General features: G+C 65.4%; 12 protein-coding genes. 7 read left to right on the top strand and 5 right to left on the bottom strand.

From position 1 onward, the window contains the following. Positions 1-9: 9 nt before the first annotated feature. Both HMPREF2550_RS09080 and HMPREF2550_RS09075 read right to left on the bottom strand, forming a co-directional pair. Positions 10-1,713, bottom strand: coding sequence for an ABC-F family ATP-binding cassette domain-containing protein (locus HMPREF2550_RS09080; protein WP_070790762.1), 1,704 nt, complete (start codon positions 1,711-1,713; stop codon positions 10-12). Positions 1,714-1,731: 18 nt separating this feature from the next. Continuing rightward, positions 1,732-2,727: a DUF6263 family protein gene (locus HMPREF2550_RS09075; protein ID WP_083319873.1), complete on the bottom strand. Its 996-nt coding sequence runs from the start codon at positions 2,725-2,727 to the stop codon at positions 1,732-1,734. 79 nt (positions 2,728-2,806) lie between these two features. Between HMPREF2550_RS09075 and lspA the strand changes: the two genes are divergently transcribed. The 7 genes from lspA (at position 2,807) to dnaE (ending at position 12,583) form a co-directional block, all read left to right on the top strand. After that, positions 2,807-3,337 carry a signal peptidase II gene (gene lspA / locus HMPREF2550_RS09070; RefSeq protein WP_083319872.1) on the top strand — a complete coding sequence of 177 codons (531 nt, stop codon included), beginning with the start codon at positions 2,807-2,809 and terminating at the stop codon, positions 3,335-3,337. Next, positions 3,327-4,256 (top strand): RluA family pseudouridine synthase, encoded by a 930-nt coding sequence (locus HMPREF2550_RS09065; protein ID WP_070790760.1) that lies wholly within the window; start codon positions 3,327-3,329, stop codon positions 4,254-4,256. The genes lspA and HMPREF2550_RS09065 overlap by 11 nt, the downstream gene beginning before the upstream one ends. 1 nt (position 4,257) lies before the next feature. Continuing rightward, positions 4,258-4,806: a hypothetical protein gene (locus HMPREF2550_RS09060; protein WP_070790759.1), complete on the top strand. Its 549-nt coding sequence runs from the start codon at positions 4,258-4,260 to the stop codon at positions 4,804-4,806. A gap of 131 nt (positions 4,807-4,937) precedes the next feature. Continuing rightward, a complete protein-coding gene (locus HMPREF2550_RS09055; RefSeq protein WP_070790758.1) occupies positions 4,938-6,710 on the top strand; it encodes an efflux RND transporter periplasmic adaptor subunit in 1,773 nt (590 codons plus the stop codon). A 261-nt stretch (positions 6,711-6,971) separates the two neighbouring features. Further along, complete coding sequence (locus tag HMPREF2550_RS09050; RefSeq protein WP_038594517.1) at positions 6,972-7,691, top strand: ABC transporter ATP-binding protein; 720 nt, start codon at positions 6,972-6,974, stop codon at positions 7,689-7,691. Between the two features lie 3 nt (positions 7,692-7,694). Next, positions 7,695-8,978, top strand: coding sequence for an ABC transporter permease (locus HMPREF2550_RS09045; protein ID WP_070763514.1), 1,284 nt, complete (start codon positions 7,695-7,697; stop codon positions 8,976-8,978). 35 nt (positions 8,979-9,013) lie between these two features. Then, entirely contained in the window at positions 9,014-12,583 is a 3,570-nt protein-coding gene (dnaE, locus tag HMPREF2550_RS09040; protein ID WP_070790757.1) for a DNA polymerase III subunit alpha, read from the top strand. Between the two features lie 82 nt (positions 12,584-12,665). Here dnaE and HMPREF2550_RS09035 read toward each other — a convergent pair whose 3' ends face one another. From HMPREF2550_RS09035 to HMPREF2550_RS09025, 3 genes are all read right to left on the bottom strand, one after another. Further along, on the bottom strand, positions 12,666-13,106 hold the full coding sequence (locus HMPREF2550_RS09035; protein WP_070763518.1) for a hypothetical protein: 441 nt from the start codon (positions 13,104-13,106) through the stop codon (positions 12,666-12,668). Between the two features lie 92 nt (positions 13,107-13,198). Next, positions 13,199-13,678: a hypothetical protein gene (locus tag HMPREF2550_RS09030; RefSeq protein WP_070763520.1), complete on the bottom strand. Its 480-nt coding sequence runs from the start codon at positions 13,676-13,678 to the stop codon at positions 13,199-13,201. A gap of 192 nt (positions 13,679-13,870) precedes the next feature. Next, positions 13,871-15,769, bottom strand: coding sequence for a choice-of-anchor I family protein (locus tag HMPREF2550_RS09025; RefSeq protein WP_210400224.1), 1,899 nt, complete (start codon positions 15,767-15,769; stop codon positions 13,871-13,873). Positions 15,770-15,786: the final 17 nt, after the last annotated feature.

Raw genomic sequence — 15,786 nt, 5'->3', positions numbered from 1 at the left:
AACCAAGCGCTAGTCCGTCTCGTCGCGCCAGACCTCCCCGGTCCACATCGTGGACAGGGTGAGGATCCTGGCGCGTCCGTCTTTTTGGCGGATGCGCTCGCGCCACTGGCGGCGCACCCACCTGTCGTGGCTGGTGATCACGACGGTGCCGGCGAAGTCGAGCAGCGCGTGCTCGAGTTCTTCGGCGAGTGCGAGTGAGAGGTGGTTGGTGGGCTCGTCGAGAAGCAAAAGGTCCGGCGGCGACGACAAGATAATGCCGAGCGAGACGCGGCGGCGCTGGCCGAGCGAGAGGTCCTCGAGTTTCTTCTCCGACTGCGCCTGCGTCATCAGTCCCATCTCCACCAGGGTGGGGCCGGTCTCGCCGGTGCGCGCGGCGAAGGCTTCCGCAGCGGTGACGCTGAGGTCTTGCCAGTTGTCGTCCTGCTCTAAGCGGGCGACCGTGTATTCCTCGGGGATGAGGCATTCGCCTTCATAGTCGGTGAGTGTGCCGTCGAGAATCTTCAGCAGGGTCGACTTGCCGGAGCCGTTCGGGCCCTCGATGAGCAGCTGCTCGCCCGGCTGCACCTTGAGATCCAGCGGGGCGAGCCGCTCTGGTACCGCTAGGCCTTTGGTCACGATCGCGGGCACGCCAATCGACGTCACCGTGTGCTCCGGCACGCCACGAAACGCCAGGCGCGCGGGCGGGGCGGGAATCGCCTCGCGTTCGAGCGCCTCGAGGCGCAGCCGGGCAGAGCGGCGGCGGTTACCCACCGTTTTCGCCGCTTTATCGGCGTAGAACTTCGCGGCCTTGCGCGTCTCGGTCTTGTTCTCGTGGGAGTGGAAGATGTCCTCTTCGTCCTGTTCGGCGGCCTTTTCCAGGCGCACGCGCTCGTGCTCCTGGGCGGCGTAGTCGCTCTCCCAGCGGCGGCGACGGTCCTCGCGGGCTGCAAGGTAGTCCGAGAACGCGCCGGAAAAGCGCGCGCCCTGGCGGGTTTCCTCGCCGAAGCCGCCCTCGGCGCCCAGGCCGAGGTCGAGGTCCACGATGCCGTCGCAGACGGTGTCCAAGAAGTAGCGGTTGTGCGAGGCCACTAGCACCGGGCCCTTGAACGCCTCGAGCTCGCCGACGAGGAAGTCGACGGCCTCGTCGTCCAAGTGGTTGGTCGGCTCGTCGAGCACCATCGCGTCGACGGGGCGCAGAAGGAGCGTGGCCAGGGCGAAGCGGCGGCGCTGCCCACCACTCATCTCGCCGAGCGGGGTGGAAAGCGGCACGTTGGCCAGGCCCAGGCCGGCGAGCACGGTGGCGATGCGCGCATCCAGCTCCCACACGCCGGACTGCTCCGCGCGGGCGAGCGCGAGGTCGAAGTCGGCGGCGAGCGCGGCGTTGTCCGCGCCTTCCGCGGTCGCCATGGCCTCGCCGAGGCGGGTGATGTCGGCTTCGACGTTGCGGAGTTCGGCCACGGCGGCGTCGATAAGCATGCTGGCGGGCTCGGTGAAAGGCAGGGAGGTCTCCTGCGCGATGAAGCCGGTGACCGGCGGGGTGATCAGCTCGCCGGTGTCGGGGACAAGCTCGCGGGAGATGACGGACAGCAGGGTGGATTTGCCCGCGCCGTTCTCGCCGATGAGCCCCGTGACCGAGCCGGAGGGGACGGCGAACGAGATGTCGGTGAGCACGCGCTTGCCGCCGGGGTAGGAAAATGAGATGCCGTCAAGGCCGATGTGCAGCGGTGCAACCATGGGAAACCTCCGTGTAACTTAAGCGTCCGCGCCGTAGGTCAGCGCCTCGGTGACGTCCTGGACGACCTTGAATCCGCCTGCGCCCTCGGTACCCGAGTAGACGAGGCGCGTCGTGGCGGCGACCTGGCCGGCCACCGGCAGCGGGCGTGTGAGGTCCAGCGTAATACTGCCCTGCGCGGTTGTGGAGGTGGTTTCCACATCCAGTGAAGAACCGTCGAGCTCGCCTGCCACCTCGTTATCGATCGACAGCGACTGCTGGGTCGGGCGCTCCTCGACGCTCACGTCAAGCTCAACCCGGTCGCCGTCGATCGCGGTGACCGTATACGTGCTGGTCCGCAGCATGTTCGACGCACCAGTGATGCGGTTGCGCACCGTCCAAGACCCGCCGACGCCCACCGGGTCTTTGGGCAGGACCACGTTGGTGGAGGCGAGCAGGAGCAGCGAGCGCTCCACGGCTTCGCGTCCCGCTTCCGTCGAATCGCCGGGGGCTAAGAGCTTGAGCGTGGAGATCGCCCCGCTCTCGGCGGCGCGCCAGCGCATGAGGAAGTCCTTGGCGCTGGCGAGCTCCTCGTTGCGGCTCAAGTCCGAGTGGGTAGCAGTGCCCACGGCCAGCTCGACTGCGCGCGCGGCTGGCGACTCGCCCTCGCCGGGCTCGTCCGCGGGCTCCGCGGTGACCGTGAGCGGCAGCGTGACCGTGTCCACGTCGCCGCCGGCGGGGGCCTGGCCCAGCTCGTCGGCCTGCTCGGCCGGCACCACGTCCTGCTCGACCCCAGTTGCGACTTCCACGGTGGTCTCCCACGGTTCGGCCTTTTCAACAGCCGCGTCCTTGAATTGCAAAAGCTGCGGGCGCTCACCCGCCTCGACGACCTCCACGGCCGGGCTGTCGAGCGCGAAGGCGGGGATGGTCTCCAGCGGGTCGAATTCCTCGCTGCCGCAGGCGGCCAGTGGGAAAACGAGCAGGCTAGCGCTCAGCAGGAGGGCGGGGTGAGCAGGGCGATCGAGCAGAGAAAACACACTTCGAACCTACCGCACGGCACCCGCAGCGATTGAGGCGATACCCGCTTTGTTGCCAACCGACTACAGTAAACAGGCGATGCAACACACAACTAGCCAAGCAAGTGAAGGGAGCTCGGCGCAGCCCGCGGGCAAAAGGCCGCGGTACCTGCCGCTCGTAGCGGGCATGATGCTCGCCATCGCCGCGATTGACCAGGCGGTCAAGCAGCTGATGCTGGGCTGGCTCACCCCGGGCGAACCGGTCGCCGTAATCGGGGATTGGTTCCGCTTCTACCTGCTGTTTAACCCGGGTGCGGCCTTTTCCATGGGCCAGAACTCGACCTGGCTGTTTACCACGATCCAGCTCGTCTTCGTCGTGGGTTCGCTCATCGCCGCCCCGCGCCTGAGCAACCGCGTCGAGGCCATCGGTTTGGCCATGATCGCCGGTGGCGCGCTCGGCAACCTCATCGACCGGCTTGCGCGCGACCCGGGCTTCTGGTTCGGGCACGTGGTGGATTACATCTCGGTGGGCAATTTCGCGGTGTTCAACCTGGCCGATGCCTCCATCACCGTCGGCGTGGCGATCTTCGCGCTCGCCCTCTTTCTGAAGGAGGAGTCGGATGCCGGGTGATTTCCGCCGCCTCCCCGTCCCCGAAGGCCTGGCGGGCATGCGCGTCGATGCCGCGCTCGCCAAGCTCTTCGGGATTTCGCGCAGCGTCGCTGTCGAGATGATCGCCGCAGAGCAGGTGCTTATCGACGCCACGTTGCCCCAAAAGTCCGACCGCGTCACCCCCGGCGTGATCATCGAGGCAACCTTGCCCGAGCCGAAGCGCGCCCCGGAGCCAGTCGCGGAGATGGTCGAGGGGATGCACGTGCTCTACCACGACGCCGACGTCATCGCCGTGGACAAGCCGGTGGGCGTCGCCGCGCACCCCACGCTTGGCTGGGAGGGCCCGACCGTGCTCGGCGGCCTGCAGGCCATGGGTTTTACGCTGCCGGACGCCGGCCCGCCCGAGCGCAAGGGCATCGTGCAGCGCCTGGACGTGGGCACCTCCGGGGTGATGGTCGTCGCCGCGAGTATGCAGGGCTACTCGGTGCTCAAGCGTGCGTTCAAGGAGCGCACTGTGGACAAGACCTACCACGCCGTGGTCCAGGGCCTGCCGGATCCGATCGTGGGCACCATCGACGCACCCATTGGCCGCCACCCCTCCGCCGGGTGGAAGTTCGCCGTGACTGACGACGGCCGCGCGAGCGTGACCCATTACAAGGTGCTCGAGGCCTTCCGTCAGGCCAGCCTGCTCGAGATCCACTTGGAGACCGGCCGCACCCACCAGATCCGCGTCCACATGGCCGCCACCGGACACCCGTGCGTGGGCGATCCCATGTACGGCTCCGACCCGAACCTGGCCAAGCGCCTCGGCCTGATCCGCCAGTGGCTGCACGCCAAGGCGCTCGGCTTTACCCACCCCCGCACCGGCGAGTACATGGTGGTGGAATCCGGCTACCCGGAGGACCTGCAGCACGCCCTCGATATGTTGCGAGCGCCCTAAGGTGCGCGCGAAGGAGGGGATCGGGGCGCTGGTGGCCGCGGCCGTCCTTGGTGCAGGCATCTTCGCCGTCGGCGCGCTGCACCCGCCCGTCCCGCCGGTGGTGCAGGGTGACACGCTCGGGCCTTTCAACAACGAACCAGCCGAGCATTACGCAGCGCGTGCCGCCGCCTCCCTCGAAGCGCTGGGCGAAGACGGCCTGGACCACCTGGCCCTCGTGAGTTTCACCACACCGCTTTCCTGTGACCTAGCCGCGGCTGCCTACGAGGCCGCGCCCCGGGTCAACGCGATCGTGCCTCAAGGGCTGCCGCACAAGGACACTCCGGAACCTGCCGCCGGTGCCAACCGTGCCCAGGTGTGCGAGCGCGAACTGCAGCGCGCGGTGCTCCGCGCCCACGCGGAGCCTGCCGACGCGCGCGTAGTCGGCGCGATCATTACCGCGGACGCGGCCACGCTCAAAGCCATCGCGGCCGGGCCGGACATCGCCGCAGTCGAGGCGCTGCCCGCCGATGCGGTGTGGGGCGCAATCGCGGTTTCCACACCGAGAGCGTAAACGCTCGTCCAGCACTGCCATCTGGCGGGGTCGGCGTGTATAGTTTTCGGAAGTTGCACGCCCTTCGCGCCCGTCGCCCTTCGTAATTTGGGCCTTCTTCGTGGCGCGCTCGTTTGTGAGGAGAATGTTTGGTGTCCGAATTCGGAACAACCACCCCGCACGCCACCACCCGTCGCCGCTCGCTGAAGCTGCGCACCGTCGCCGCGCTGACTAGCGTGGCGCTGTTCGCGTCCGCGTGTGGCTTTGGCGGGTCAGACGAGGCGGACGGCTCGGGCCTTCAGCCGGGTGACTACACCATCGCCGCTGCCGAGGACGTCTCGGACAGCGTGATCGTCAACGGGCACATCGCCCCGATTCGGGCCATGAACATCACCACTTCGGTGCAGTCCGAGGTGGAAAAGATCGCCGTGCAGCCGGGCGATCGGGTGCAAAAGGATCAGTTCCTCGCCTCGATGAACACCGAACAGCTGGACCGACAGCTCGCCGCCCAGGAGCGCCAGCAGGCCAACGCGCAAGCCGAAGCCGCCCAGGCACTCGAGCAGGCGCAGTCGCAGCTCAACGCACACGACCAGTCGGTTGCAAACGGGTCGAACCAGACGATCCGGCAGGCACAGGCCCAGGTCAACCAGGCGCAGGCGGCTTACGACGCTGCGCTTGCCGCCCAGGGCGGCCGCTCCGCCACCCGCGTGGCCGATGTCTTCAGCCAGATGGCCGGCAACCTCTCCTCCCACCTGCCAGGCAACAGCTCCAACGGCACGTCCAGCGGTGGAGGCCAGGGCCCCAAGGCACCGGCGGCACCAGCCGCACCGGCCGCACCGGGTGGCGCACCCGCTGCACCGGGAGCCGCGCCCGCGCCGGGTGGTGCTGCGGCCGGCATGTCGCCCGACGAGATCGCTCAGATCGCTGGCGCGGAAGGTGGCGGGGCACCGATGAGCGTGGACGAGGCCTACGCCGCCCTCCAGGATGCCAAGGCGGCACTCGCGGCTGCACAATCGCAGGCGCAGCAGGAGCGCCAGCAGCTCCAGGGCCAGGTAGATTCGGCACGTAGGCAGGCGGAAAGCGCCGGCATCTCCGAGTCCGACGGCACCCTGGAGTACCAGCTGCAGGAGGCGACCCTGTACTCGCCGCTCGCCGGCGTAGTTACCTCCGTCGATGTGGAGGAGGGCGACATCCCGCAGGGCAAGCTGCTCAGCCTCGCCGACGACTCGAGCTTGCTCATTAAGTCCGAAGTCCGCGAAGCGGACGTGCCCAACATCAAGCAGGGCAACCGCGTGGAATTTACCTCCACGGCAACGGGCGATAAGAAGTTCAAGGGGCGTGTTAAGCGCATCGCGCCCGCCGCCGACCAGTCCAGCGCCGCACCGGCCGGAATGCCGGGCGGAATGTCAGCAGGCGGGGGCGGATCCGATAGCGAGTCCGGCAGCGTGACCTTCCCGGTTGAGATCGAGGTCACCGGCGACACCAAGGGCCTCCTGCTCGGCGGCACGGTGCGCGCGGAGATCATCACCCAGGAGTCCGCGGATGCGCTCAACGTCCCGCTTGACGCCGTCTACGGCGAAGAGGGTGACAAGAAGGTCCTGGTCATGGCCACCGATGGTGATGACGCATCCTCCGGCGTGGTGGAAGAGCGCAAGGTGGAAACCGGCGCCAGCAACGACGTCGACATCGCGATTACCGGCGGCGAGCTCAAGGCTGGCGACATCGTCATCAACTGGCCCGACGAGTACTCCGAACAGATCGGGGAAAAGGTGAGCATCTCGGACCCGCGCTTCGACCCGGAGCAGGTCCGTGAGGCGAAAGAGGGCAAGACCACCGAGGAGAACAAGAACGACAAGCAGGGCGACAAGAAAGACTCCAAGAAGGACGACAACGCCGAAGCCGCCGACGGCGGCGAGGACAAGTAGGGGAGTGAGCCATTGAGCACTCCGTTTTCGAAGAAGTTCTCAAAGTTTTCCAAAAAGTCCAGGCACGCCAAACCCGCCGAGGAAGAGTACGACGGCAATCCGGAGACGGACCCGTTCTTCTTCGGGGATGAGGGCGACGACACACCAGCAGAACCCGCTGAACCTGTCGACACTTCCGATACCGAGGTACTTCCGGTGACTGACGCCCCAGCTGGGGTGGTCACTGGGGGTGAGCAGGTGGGCGTCGACAAGCAGCCTTCGATGGCTGACTCTGGGCTGCTCATCGACATGCGCGGCATCGTCAAGACCTACAACGAGGGCGAGCCGAGCGAGCTGACCGTGCTGCACGGCATTGATTTTTACGCCGAGCACGGCGAGTTCGTCTCCATCGTCGGGCCTTCGGGCTGCGGTAAGTCGACGCTGATGAACCTCATCGGCATGCTGGACCGGCCCACTAAGGGTGGCTACGCCTTCAACGGCGAGCCGGTCTACGCCAAGGAGGATAAGGAGCTGGCCGCCTATCGTAGCCAGAACATCGGGTTTATCTTTCAAAACTTCAACCTGATCGGTCGCATCGACGCGCTGCAAAACGTGGCCATGCCCATGATGTACGCGGGCGTGGAACGGCACGAGCGTGAGGAGCGCGCCGCCGAGCTGCTCGAGATGATGGGGATGGGGGATCGCCTCCACCACAACCCGAACGAGCTCTCGGGTGGTCAGAAGCAGCGCGTGGCGATCGCGCGCAGCCTGGCCAATGATCCGGACCTGTTGCTTGCCGACGAGCCGACCGGCGCCCTCGATTCCAAAACCGGCCGCTTGGTGATGGACTTATTCCACAAACTGCACGACGAGCTAGGCAAATCCGTGGTGTTTATTACCCACAACCCGGAGCTGGCCGAGGAAACTGGACGCATCGTGGAGATGCTCGATGGGCGCATCGACAACGTGCGGGTACCCTCCGGGCTGCGAGGCGAGGAGTAGGACGTGAATCTCACAGAATCCATCAGGCTGGCCACCTCCAGCCTGAACAAGAACAAGCTGCGCTCGCTTTTGACCCTTCTGGGCATCATCATCGGCATCATGGCCGTGGTGATCATCATGACGCTCGGTCGCGGGCTGGAAAACCAGGTGATGTCCGGCCTGCAGGGCGTGGGCACGACAACCCACCCGGTGACCATTCACGAGCGCGCCGAAGAAGGCGAGGGCTCCGAGGACCCGTTTGCCGCACTGTCTATGGCACCGCCTTCCAACGAGCAAGACGCGGTGACGTTGCAGGACCTCGACGATTTAAAAGCGTCGTTCGGCGAGCGCGTGACCGGCGTGGATATCGAGCTGTCCAGCATGGGCGAAATCGACAACGGCGGCGAGATGGTCAGCACGACGATCTACCCGGTGCTGCCCGAATCCTTCGACATGCGCGGCGGCGAGATCGAGTTCGGGCGCGGTATTTCGGACAAAGACATGTCCGGCCAGCGCCCCGTGGCGGTGGTGAGCCCCGAGCTTGTCGACGCCATGTTTGACGGCGACGCCATCTCCGCACTCGGCCAGCGCATCGACGTGATCCAGGATGGCAGCCCGGCCGTGTTCACCATCATCGGCGTGATGAACGGCGACGCCGAGAACGACTCCGGCGGCGGCATGTTTGGCGGGATGGAGTCCTACTCGGACATTTACATCCCGGTGACCGCAGCCGACCGCGTGGGGCTCAACGGCGACTGGTTTACCTCCTTCTCCGTGCGCTCCGCGTCTGACGAGGAAGCCGAAATCTTCCAGGCGGACCTGCAGTCCTACCTCGACCGGCTCTACAAGGGCAATGAGGACTTCGAGGCCGAGGTCATCGACCTGTCGTCCTCCCTGCAGGAGCTGACCAGTGTCTTCCGGATCATGTCCACGGTGCTCTCCGCCATCGGCGGGATCTCGCTGCTGGTCGGCGGTATCGGCGTGATGAACATCATGCTCATCACGGTGACCGAGCGCACCCGTGAGATCGGCGTGCGCAAGGCGCTTGGCGCTACCCACGGCGACATCCGGACCCAGTTCATCGTCGAAGCGATGCTGGTCTGCCTTGTCGGCGGTGTCATCGGCGTGATTTTGGGCGGGGCGATCGGCATGATCGCTACCGCAGCCTTCGACGCCTTTGTGTGGCCGCCCTTAGGCGCGGTGCTCTTCTCCCTGCTGTTTTCCTTGGCCACGGGCGTGTTCTTCGGCGCATACCCGGCGTCGAAGGCGGCGAAGATGCAGCCCATCGAGGCGCTTCGCTACGAGTAGTTTTGCCGGTTTGCGCGGCGGGATATGATGGCCGCATGGCCAAAAAATCCTCCTTCGTCCACCTGCATAACCACACCGAGTTTTCCATGCTGGACGGCATGGCAAAGGTGGATCTGCTCGCAGAGGAGGTGTCCCGCCAGGGCATGCCCGCCGTAGGCATGACGGACCACGGCAACATGTTCGGCTCCAACGCCTTCTATCGCCGCATGGTGGACGCGGGGATCAAGCCGATTATTGGCATCGAGGCCTACATGGCGCCCGGCTCGCGCTTAAACAAGAAGCGCCAGCTGTGGGGCACCCCGGACCAGAAGCGCGACGATGTCTCCGCCTCGGGCGCGTATCTGCACCAGACCATGCTCGCGGAGAACGCGACGGGGCTGCGCAACCTGTTCCGCCTGTCCTCGCTCGCTTCCTACGAGGGGCAGCTTGGTAAGTGGCCGCGTATGGACGCTGAGCTGATTGCCGAGCATGCTGACGGCATCATCGCGACCACCGGCTGCCCGTCGGGTGATGTGCAGACCCGCCTGCGTCTCGGCCAGTACAACGAGGCGCTCGAGGCCGCCGCGATGTGGCAGGACATCTACGGCCGGGACAACTACTTTTTGGAGTTGATGGACCACGGCCTGCACATCGAGCGGCGCGTGCGAGACGACTTGCTGCGCATCGGCAAGGAACTCGACCTGCCGCCGCTGGTGACCAATGACTGCCACTACGTGCTGGAGTCCCAGGCACCCTCGCACGAGGCCATGCTGTGTGTGCAAACCGGCAAGACCCTCATGGACCCGGACCGCTTTAAGTTCGACGGCACCGGGTACTACATCAAGACCGCCGAGCAGATGCGCGAGCTGTGGGACTCCACGGTGCCGGACGGCTGCGACAACACGCTCTGGATCGCCGAGCGTGTCGGCGACTACGGCGAGCTGTGGGAGGAACACCCACACGACCGCATGCCGATCGCCGACGTGCCGGAAGGGGAGACCCCGACCAGCTGGCTGCGTAAGGAGGTCCAGCGCGGTCTGGAGGACCGCTTCGGGGGCAAGGAAGTCCCGCAGGAGTACCTCGACCGCGCGAAATACGAGATCGACGTCATCGACATGAAGGGCTACCCGTCCTACTTCCTCATCGTCGCCGAGCTGATCAAGCACGCCCGCGAGATCGGCATCCGTGTTGGGCCCGGCCGTGGCTCCGCCGCTGGCGCGCTGGTGGCCTACGCACTGACCATTACCAACATCGACCCGATGGAGCACGGCCTGCTCTTCGAGCGATTCCTCAACCCGGAGCGCCCGTCCGCGCCGGATATCGATATCGACTTTGACGATCGCCGCCGCGGCGAAATGATCACCTACGCCGCGGAGCGCTGGGGCGAGGACAAGATCGCCCAGGTGATCACTTTCGGTACGGTGAAGACGAAGCAGGCGATTAAGGACTCGGCGAAGGTGAACTTCGGCCAGCCCGGCTTCCAGATGGCCGACCGCATCAACGCGGCGCTGCCGCCGGCGATCATGGCCAAGGACATCCCGCTGGCCGGTATCACCGATCCCGAGCACGAGCGTTACGCCGAGGCGGCCGAGGTGCGCTCGCTGATCGAGACCGACCCGGACGTGGCCAAGATCTACGAGACCGCCCGCGGGCTGGAAGGCGTGGTGCGCCAGGCGGGCGTGCACGCCTGTGCGGTGATTATGGCCTCGGTGCCGCTGATGGACCACATTCCGATGTGGAAGCGACCCGCCGACGGCGCGATCATCACCGGCTGGGATTACCCGGCCTGTGAGGCCATCGGCCTGCTGAAGATGGACTTCCTGGGCCTGCGCAACCTCACCGTGCTGGGCGACGCCCTAGAGAACGTGCAGAAGAACCGCGGCGAGACCCTCGACCTGGAGGGCCTGGATACCGACGACCCGGCGGTCTACGAGCTGCTCTCCCGCGGTGACACGCTCGGCGTGTTCCAGCTGGACTCCGGCGGCATGCAGGAACTGCTCAAGCGCATGAAGCCGACTGGGTTTAAGGATATTGTCGCGTCGCTCGCGCTCTACCGCCCGGGCCCGATGGGTGTGAACGCCCACTGGGATTACGCCGACCGCAAGAATGGGCGTAAACCCATCACGCCGATTCACCCCGAGCTGGACGAGCCGCTCAAGGAAATCCTGGACGAGACCTACGGCCTGATCGTCTACCAGGAGCAGATCATGCGTATCTCCCAGAAGGTGGCGAACTACACCGCTGGCGAAGCAGACGGCTTCCGTAAGGCGATGGGTAAGAAGAAACCAGAGGTGCTCGCGCAGCAGTACGACAAATTCTGGGGCGGCATGCAGGAAAACGGCTACTCCAAGAGCGCAATGGACGCGCTGTGGGGCACGATCGAGCCGTTTGCTTCCTACGCGTTTAACAAGTCGCACGCCGCCGGCTACGCGCTGGTCTCGTACTGGACGGCCTACATGAAGGCGAACTACACCGCCGAGTACATGGCCGCGCTGCTGACGTCGGTGGGCGACAAGAAGGACAAGTCCGCCATTTACCTGTCCGACTGCCGCCACCTTGGTATTTCCGTGCTGCAGCCGGATATTAACGAGTCGGAAGAGAACTTCATGGCTGTGGGCAAAGACATCCGCTACGGCCTTGCCGCGGTGCGCAACGTGGGCGCCGAAGTGGTGGAGTCCATCAAGGAAACCCGCCGCACGAAGGGTGACTTCACCAGCTTCTCCGACTACCTGGACAAGATCGATCTGCTGCCGTGCAACAAGCGCATCACCGAGTCGTTGATCAAAGCCGGGGCCTTCGACTCGCTCGGTCACGCTCGCAAGGGGCTCATGCTTGTCCAGGAAGACATGGTCGATTCCGTACTCACCACGAAGAAGGCTGCGGACAAGGGCCAATTTGACCTCTTTGCTGGCCTCGGCGGCGGCGAGGACGGCCAGGAAAGCGCCACGGCCGTCTTTTCCATGGACATCCCGGACGACGAGTGGGACAAGAAGCACAAGCTCGCTCTGGAGCGTGAAATGCTTGGCCTGTACGTTTCCGGCCACCCCCTGGACGGCTTCGAGGAGGCGATCGCGCAGCAGACCGACACGGAGCTGACCACTGTGCTCTCCGGCGAGCTGCGCCACGGCACCGAGGTCACCCTCGGCGGGCTGATCTCCAGCGTGGACCGTCGCTTCTCCAAGAAGGACGGCTCGCCCTGGGCCATCGTGACTATTGAGGACCACCACGGCGCGCAGGTGGAAGTCCTGCTGTTTAACAAGGTGTACTCACTCGTCGCCCCGCAGATCGTGGAGGACAACATCATCCTGGTCAAGGCCCGCGTGACCATTCGCGACGAGCGCATGAGCCTGTTCGGCGACGACGTGAAAGTCCCCGAGCTCGGGCCCGGGCAGGGCACAGGTCTGCCCCTGCGCCTGACGCTGCGCACCGACCAGTGCACCATCGAAAACATCGCGCGTCTAAAAGGCGTGCTGCAGAACAACCCCGGCGACTCGGACGTGTACTTGAACCTGGTCAACGGGGACCACACGCAGATGATGGTGCTTGGCGATCACCTGCGCGTGGAGCGCTCCGCCAACCTGATGGGTGACCTCAAGGCCACCATGGGCATGGGCATTTTGGGTTAGGACAGCGGTACAGAACGCACACCGCCCGTGGCACTGCTTTGCTGCAGTACCACGGGCGGTGCGTTTTTCGTGAGGCAAGCGGCTACTTGATGCCGACGCGCGCAAGCATCGCCTTCAACTGCGCCTGCATATTGGGGGAGGCGGCCGCCACGAAGGCCGCAGCCTGCAGCAAGCCACCGATCATGCTGAGGGCGAAGGAGATGTAGGTGAAGATCTCCTGGCCTCGCTCATCCAGCGCACCCTTGTTGATCCACTCGGAGCTCGGACCCGTTGCACGGAACGGCGTCGTGGTGGCGGTCACGGCGGGGGCGGTGACGGTCACGGTGACCGGGGTCGGGCCCTCGGGCGTGGCTGACGACGTCGGCGTGGTGGTCGTCGGCGTTGCAGTCGCACTCGGCGTCGCAGTCGCTGTGGCGGCTGGGGTAGGAGAAGTCTGCGGTTTGTCCTGCGCCGAGACGGGGCTGAGCCCAGCGACGGCAAGTGCTGCGACAGTCGCGGCCGCAACGGGGTAAGTAGCCTTCACGTCTTGAGTCCTTCCGGAGAATGAGAAAAGAAAAGGCGGGGCGCACCAAACAGCGCCCCGCCGACAGTGCCGTCTAAGACACTACAACGAACTTAGAAGAAGTTCGGGATGTTCGGCAGCTGTACCTTCGGCACGTGCAGGTGCGGCAGACCCAGCTGGAAGTTTGCGTTGAGGTAGTCGATGATCTTGTTCAGACCGGTCGGGTTGGAGCCGATGATCAGCGCGAGGGTCACGGTAGCGCCAGCCAGGCCAGAGGTGATGCCCACGACGTGGCCGTTGGAGGAACCAGCGGAGCCCTGCGTCTTGTTGGTGTTGCCGCCCTGGTTGCCAGTATCGCCCGGCTTCTCGGGGTTCTCCGGGGTCTCAGGCTTCTCCTGGTCCTCGGAGCCTTCGCCCTCCTCGGAGCCCTCGCCCTGGTTCTCCGGGGTCTCAGACTCTCCCGTGTTCTCGGTGCCCTGGTCAGTGCCAGTGACGTTCTGGTCGTTCTGGTTCTCCTCGGCAGCGAATGCCGGGGTTGCGGTCATGGCCAGTGCGGTCGCGGCGGCGACAACGGCGGTAGAAATACGCTTCATAGTTGTGTGCTCCTCGTGGGAATCTCTGTGCTTAGCCGTGAATCGACTGGACGATTACAGCAAGGTCGTTAGAAAAAGTAGCAGGTTTATAACGATTTGGATAGTGCAGTGGCGCTACCAGGCGGGATGCCCACACCCGTCGCAGCTCAACTGGCTTTTACTGCAAAACTATGTGGGCACCCGTACACCCCATTAGCGGGGAAGGCCTGGCAACTGTGGCAGCTGGCTGAGGATCTGGTCGATAGGGTTGTGCAGCCACCCCATCGACACGCCCGCGGCAACAACCGCAGCGATGACGCCGAGCACGCCGGCGATGGCTGCTGCGACCTTGCCCGCGGTCGAGGAGCCGTCCTTGCCCTCACTCTGGTCCGCACCCGGGTTGACTGGCTTCTCCAGCAGGGAGGTGACCGAAAACAGGGTCGTGGTGCCGGAAACCTCGTTGCCCACTGCCAACAACGCCTCGCCATTGGGTGAGTCCGCGGCGGGGATAAACATGAGGCCTTCGGCCCCGAGGTCGCCGACCTCCGACAGCCCGTCGGCAAGCGCCTCTTCTTCGAGCTCCTCCATGTTGATGGAGAAGTCGCGGTTGTTGATGTAGGCCTGGTACTTCGCATCCTTTGGGTCGGTGATGTCGTAGACGATCACGCCGCCGAGCCGCTCGAAGCCGACAAACGCGTAGGTGCGGCCGTTGACCTCGCCGACAGTGACGCCTTCCGGCTCCGGGCCTTTATCGTCCGAGCGGGTCTCAAAGGAAGTCTCAGTGTGGTTGGAGTTGAAGTTGTCCGGCAGGACGCGAGCGGTGATCTCCTCGAAGTCGGCCCCGGAGTCGAATACGCGCGTGCCGTCGGCGGTGAAGATGGAAAAGCTGCGGCCACCGAAGGCGTACAGGTCGTCGTAGCAGCCCTTTTCCTCGTTGAGGCCGAAGGCGGTGGTCATGTTCAGCCGACCCAGCTGCTCGTCGGACTGGAGTGTGTCCAGCTCGTCGGCGGAAAGGCCCGCGTAGTCCTCGCAGATCGGGGCGATGCCCTTGGAGCCGAACTTCTTCAGACGTGCCTCCTCGGAGTAGCCGTCCCAGTCGCGGGCGTCGCCTTCGTTGGCCAGCACCAGGTAGGTTTTCCCGTCGACGTTGTAGGCAGCGATGGAATCTGGCTGCAGGATCGACTTGACCGGCCAGTTGGTGATGTTGATCTTGCCGTCCTTATCGGAGGCGTCGAAAGGCACCTCGCGGCGATCGATGTAGCCCAGCGGCCAGACGTCCTCCACCTTGGCAGAAGCGATGTCGACGACGGCGACCGCATTGTTTTCCTGCAGCGTGACGTACGCCTTGCCCCTGTCGACCGCGATGTACTCCGGCTCGAGGTTTTGCGCCTCGCTTGTCGACGCCCCCACCTGCCCGAAGATGTGCACGCCCTTGTTCGCCAACGTGCCCTCGAACGCGCGGAAATCGGCGGTGCGCACGGCGTCTGCCGCAGGCGCGGCGAGGTCCTTCGGCAGGCTGATCACCGACACCGTGCCCTCTGGGTCGACCGAGTAGTCTTCGGCGGGCTCGCCCTCATTAGCCACCAGGGCGTAGTCGCCCTCCGGGGTAATGGTGACCATGTCCGGCAGGGGGCCGACGCCCACGCGCCCGAGCACCTCGCCGAGTGTTTCCGCACCGGCGTCGAAGAAAATCACCTCGCCCGGAGCCGTCTTATCCGCGTTGGGCTCGACGGTGGCTACGGCAAGGCCGTCGGCGCGCACGGCGACGGAGTTGATGGTGGTGTCCTTGCCGCCGTCGACTTCGCCGACCTTGGTCGGCGCAGCAGGGTTGGACACGTCCAGCACGTCGATCTTGCCAGAGTTCGCGTTTACCGTGAGCAGCCTTTTCGACGCCGCGTGGTAGGCCACAATCTCCGCCGCCGACTCATCGAACACGCCCGTGCCGTAGGACCCCAGGGTCTTGACCGCGACGCTGGAATCCGCGGCCTGGTCGTAGACAGGCTGGGCGACGACTGCGGCATCGGCCGGTGCGACAGCGACGAGACCGGCCGCGAGCGCTGCGACGGCAGGAAGCGTCAGCGCGCGGCGGGAGGAACGGGGAAGCGTGGACATGGGGCACCTTTCTGCGT

It is taken from the genome of Corynebacterium sp. HMSC074A01 (assembly GCF_001831515.1).
Taxonomy (GTDB): Bacteria; Actinomycetota; Actinomycetes; order Mycobacteriales; family Mycobacteriaceae; genus Corynebacterium.
The sequence above is the reverse complement of the archived record's forward strand: the minus strand, read 5'-3'. Positions and strand labels throughout refer to the sequence as shown.

Excerpts from the sequence above, each read along its gene's own strand:
- HMPREF2550_RS09080 (WP_070790762.1), bottom strand. The coding sequence starts at position 1,713 with ATGGTTGCACCGCTGCACATCGGCCTTGACGGCATCTCATTTTCCTAC.
- lspA (WP_083319872.1), top strand. The coding sequence starts at position 2,807 with ATGCAACACACAACTAGCCAAGCAAGTGAAGGGAGCTCGGCGCAGCCC.
- HMPREF2550_RS09065 (WP_070790760.1), top strand. The coding sequence starts at position 3,327 with ATGCCGGGTGATTTCCGCCGCCTCCCCGTCCCCGAAGGCCTGGCGGGC.
- HMPREF2550_RS09050 (WP_038594517.1), top strand. The coding sequence starts at position 6,972 with ATGGCTGACTCTGGGCTGCTCATCGACATGCGCGGCATCGTCAAGACC.
- dnaE (WP_070790757.1), top strand. The coding sequence starts at position 9,014 with ATGGCCAAAAAATCCTCCTTCGTCCACCTGCATAACCACACCGAGTTT.
- HMPREF2550_RS09030 (WP_070763520.1), bottom strand. The coding sequence starts at position 13,678 with ATGAAGCGTATTTCTACCGCCGTTGTCGCCGCCGCGACCGCACTGGCC.
- HMPREF2550_RS09025 (WP_210400224.1), bottom strand. The coding sequence starts at position 15,769 with ATGTCCACGCTTCCCCGTTCCTCCCGCCGCGCGCTGACGCTTCCTGCC.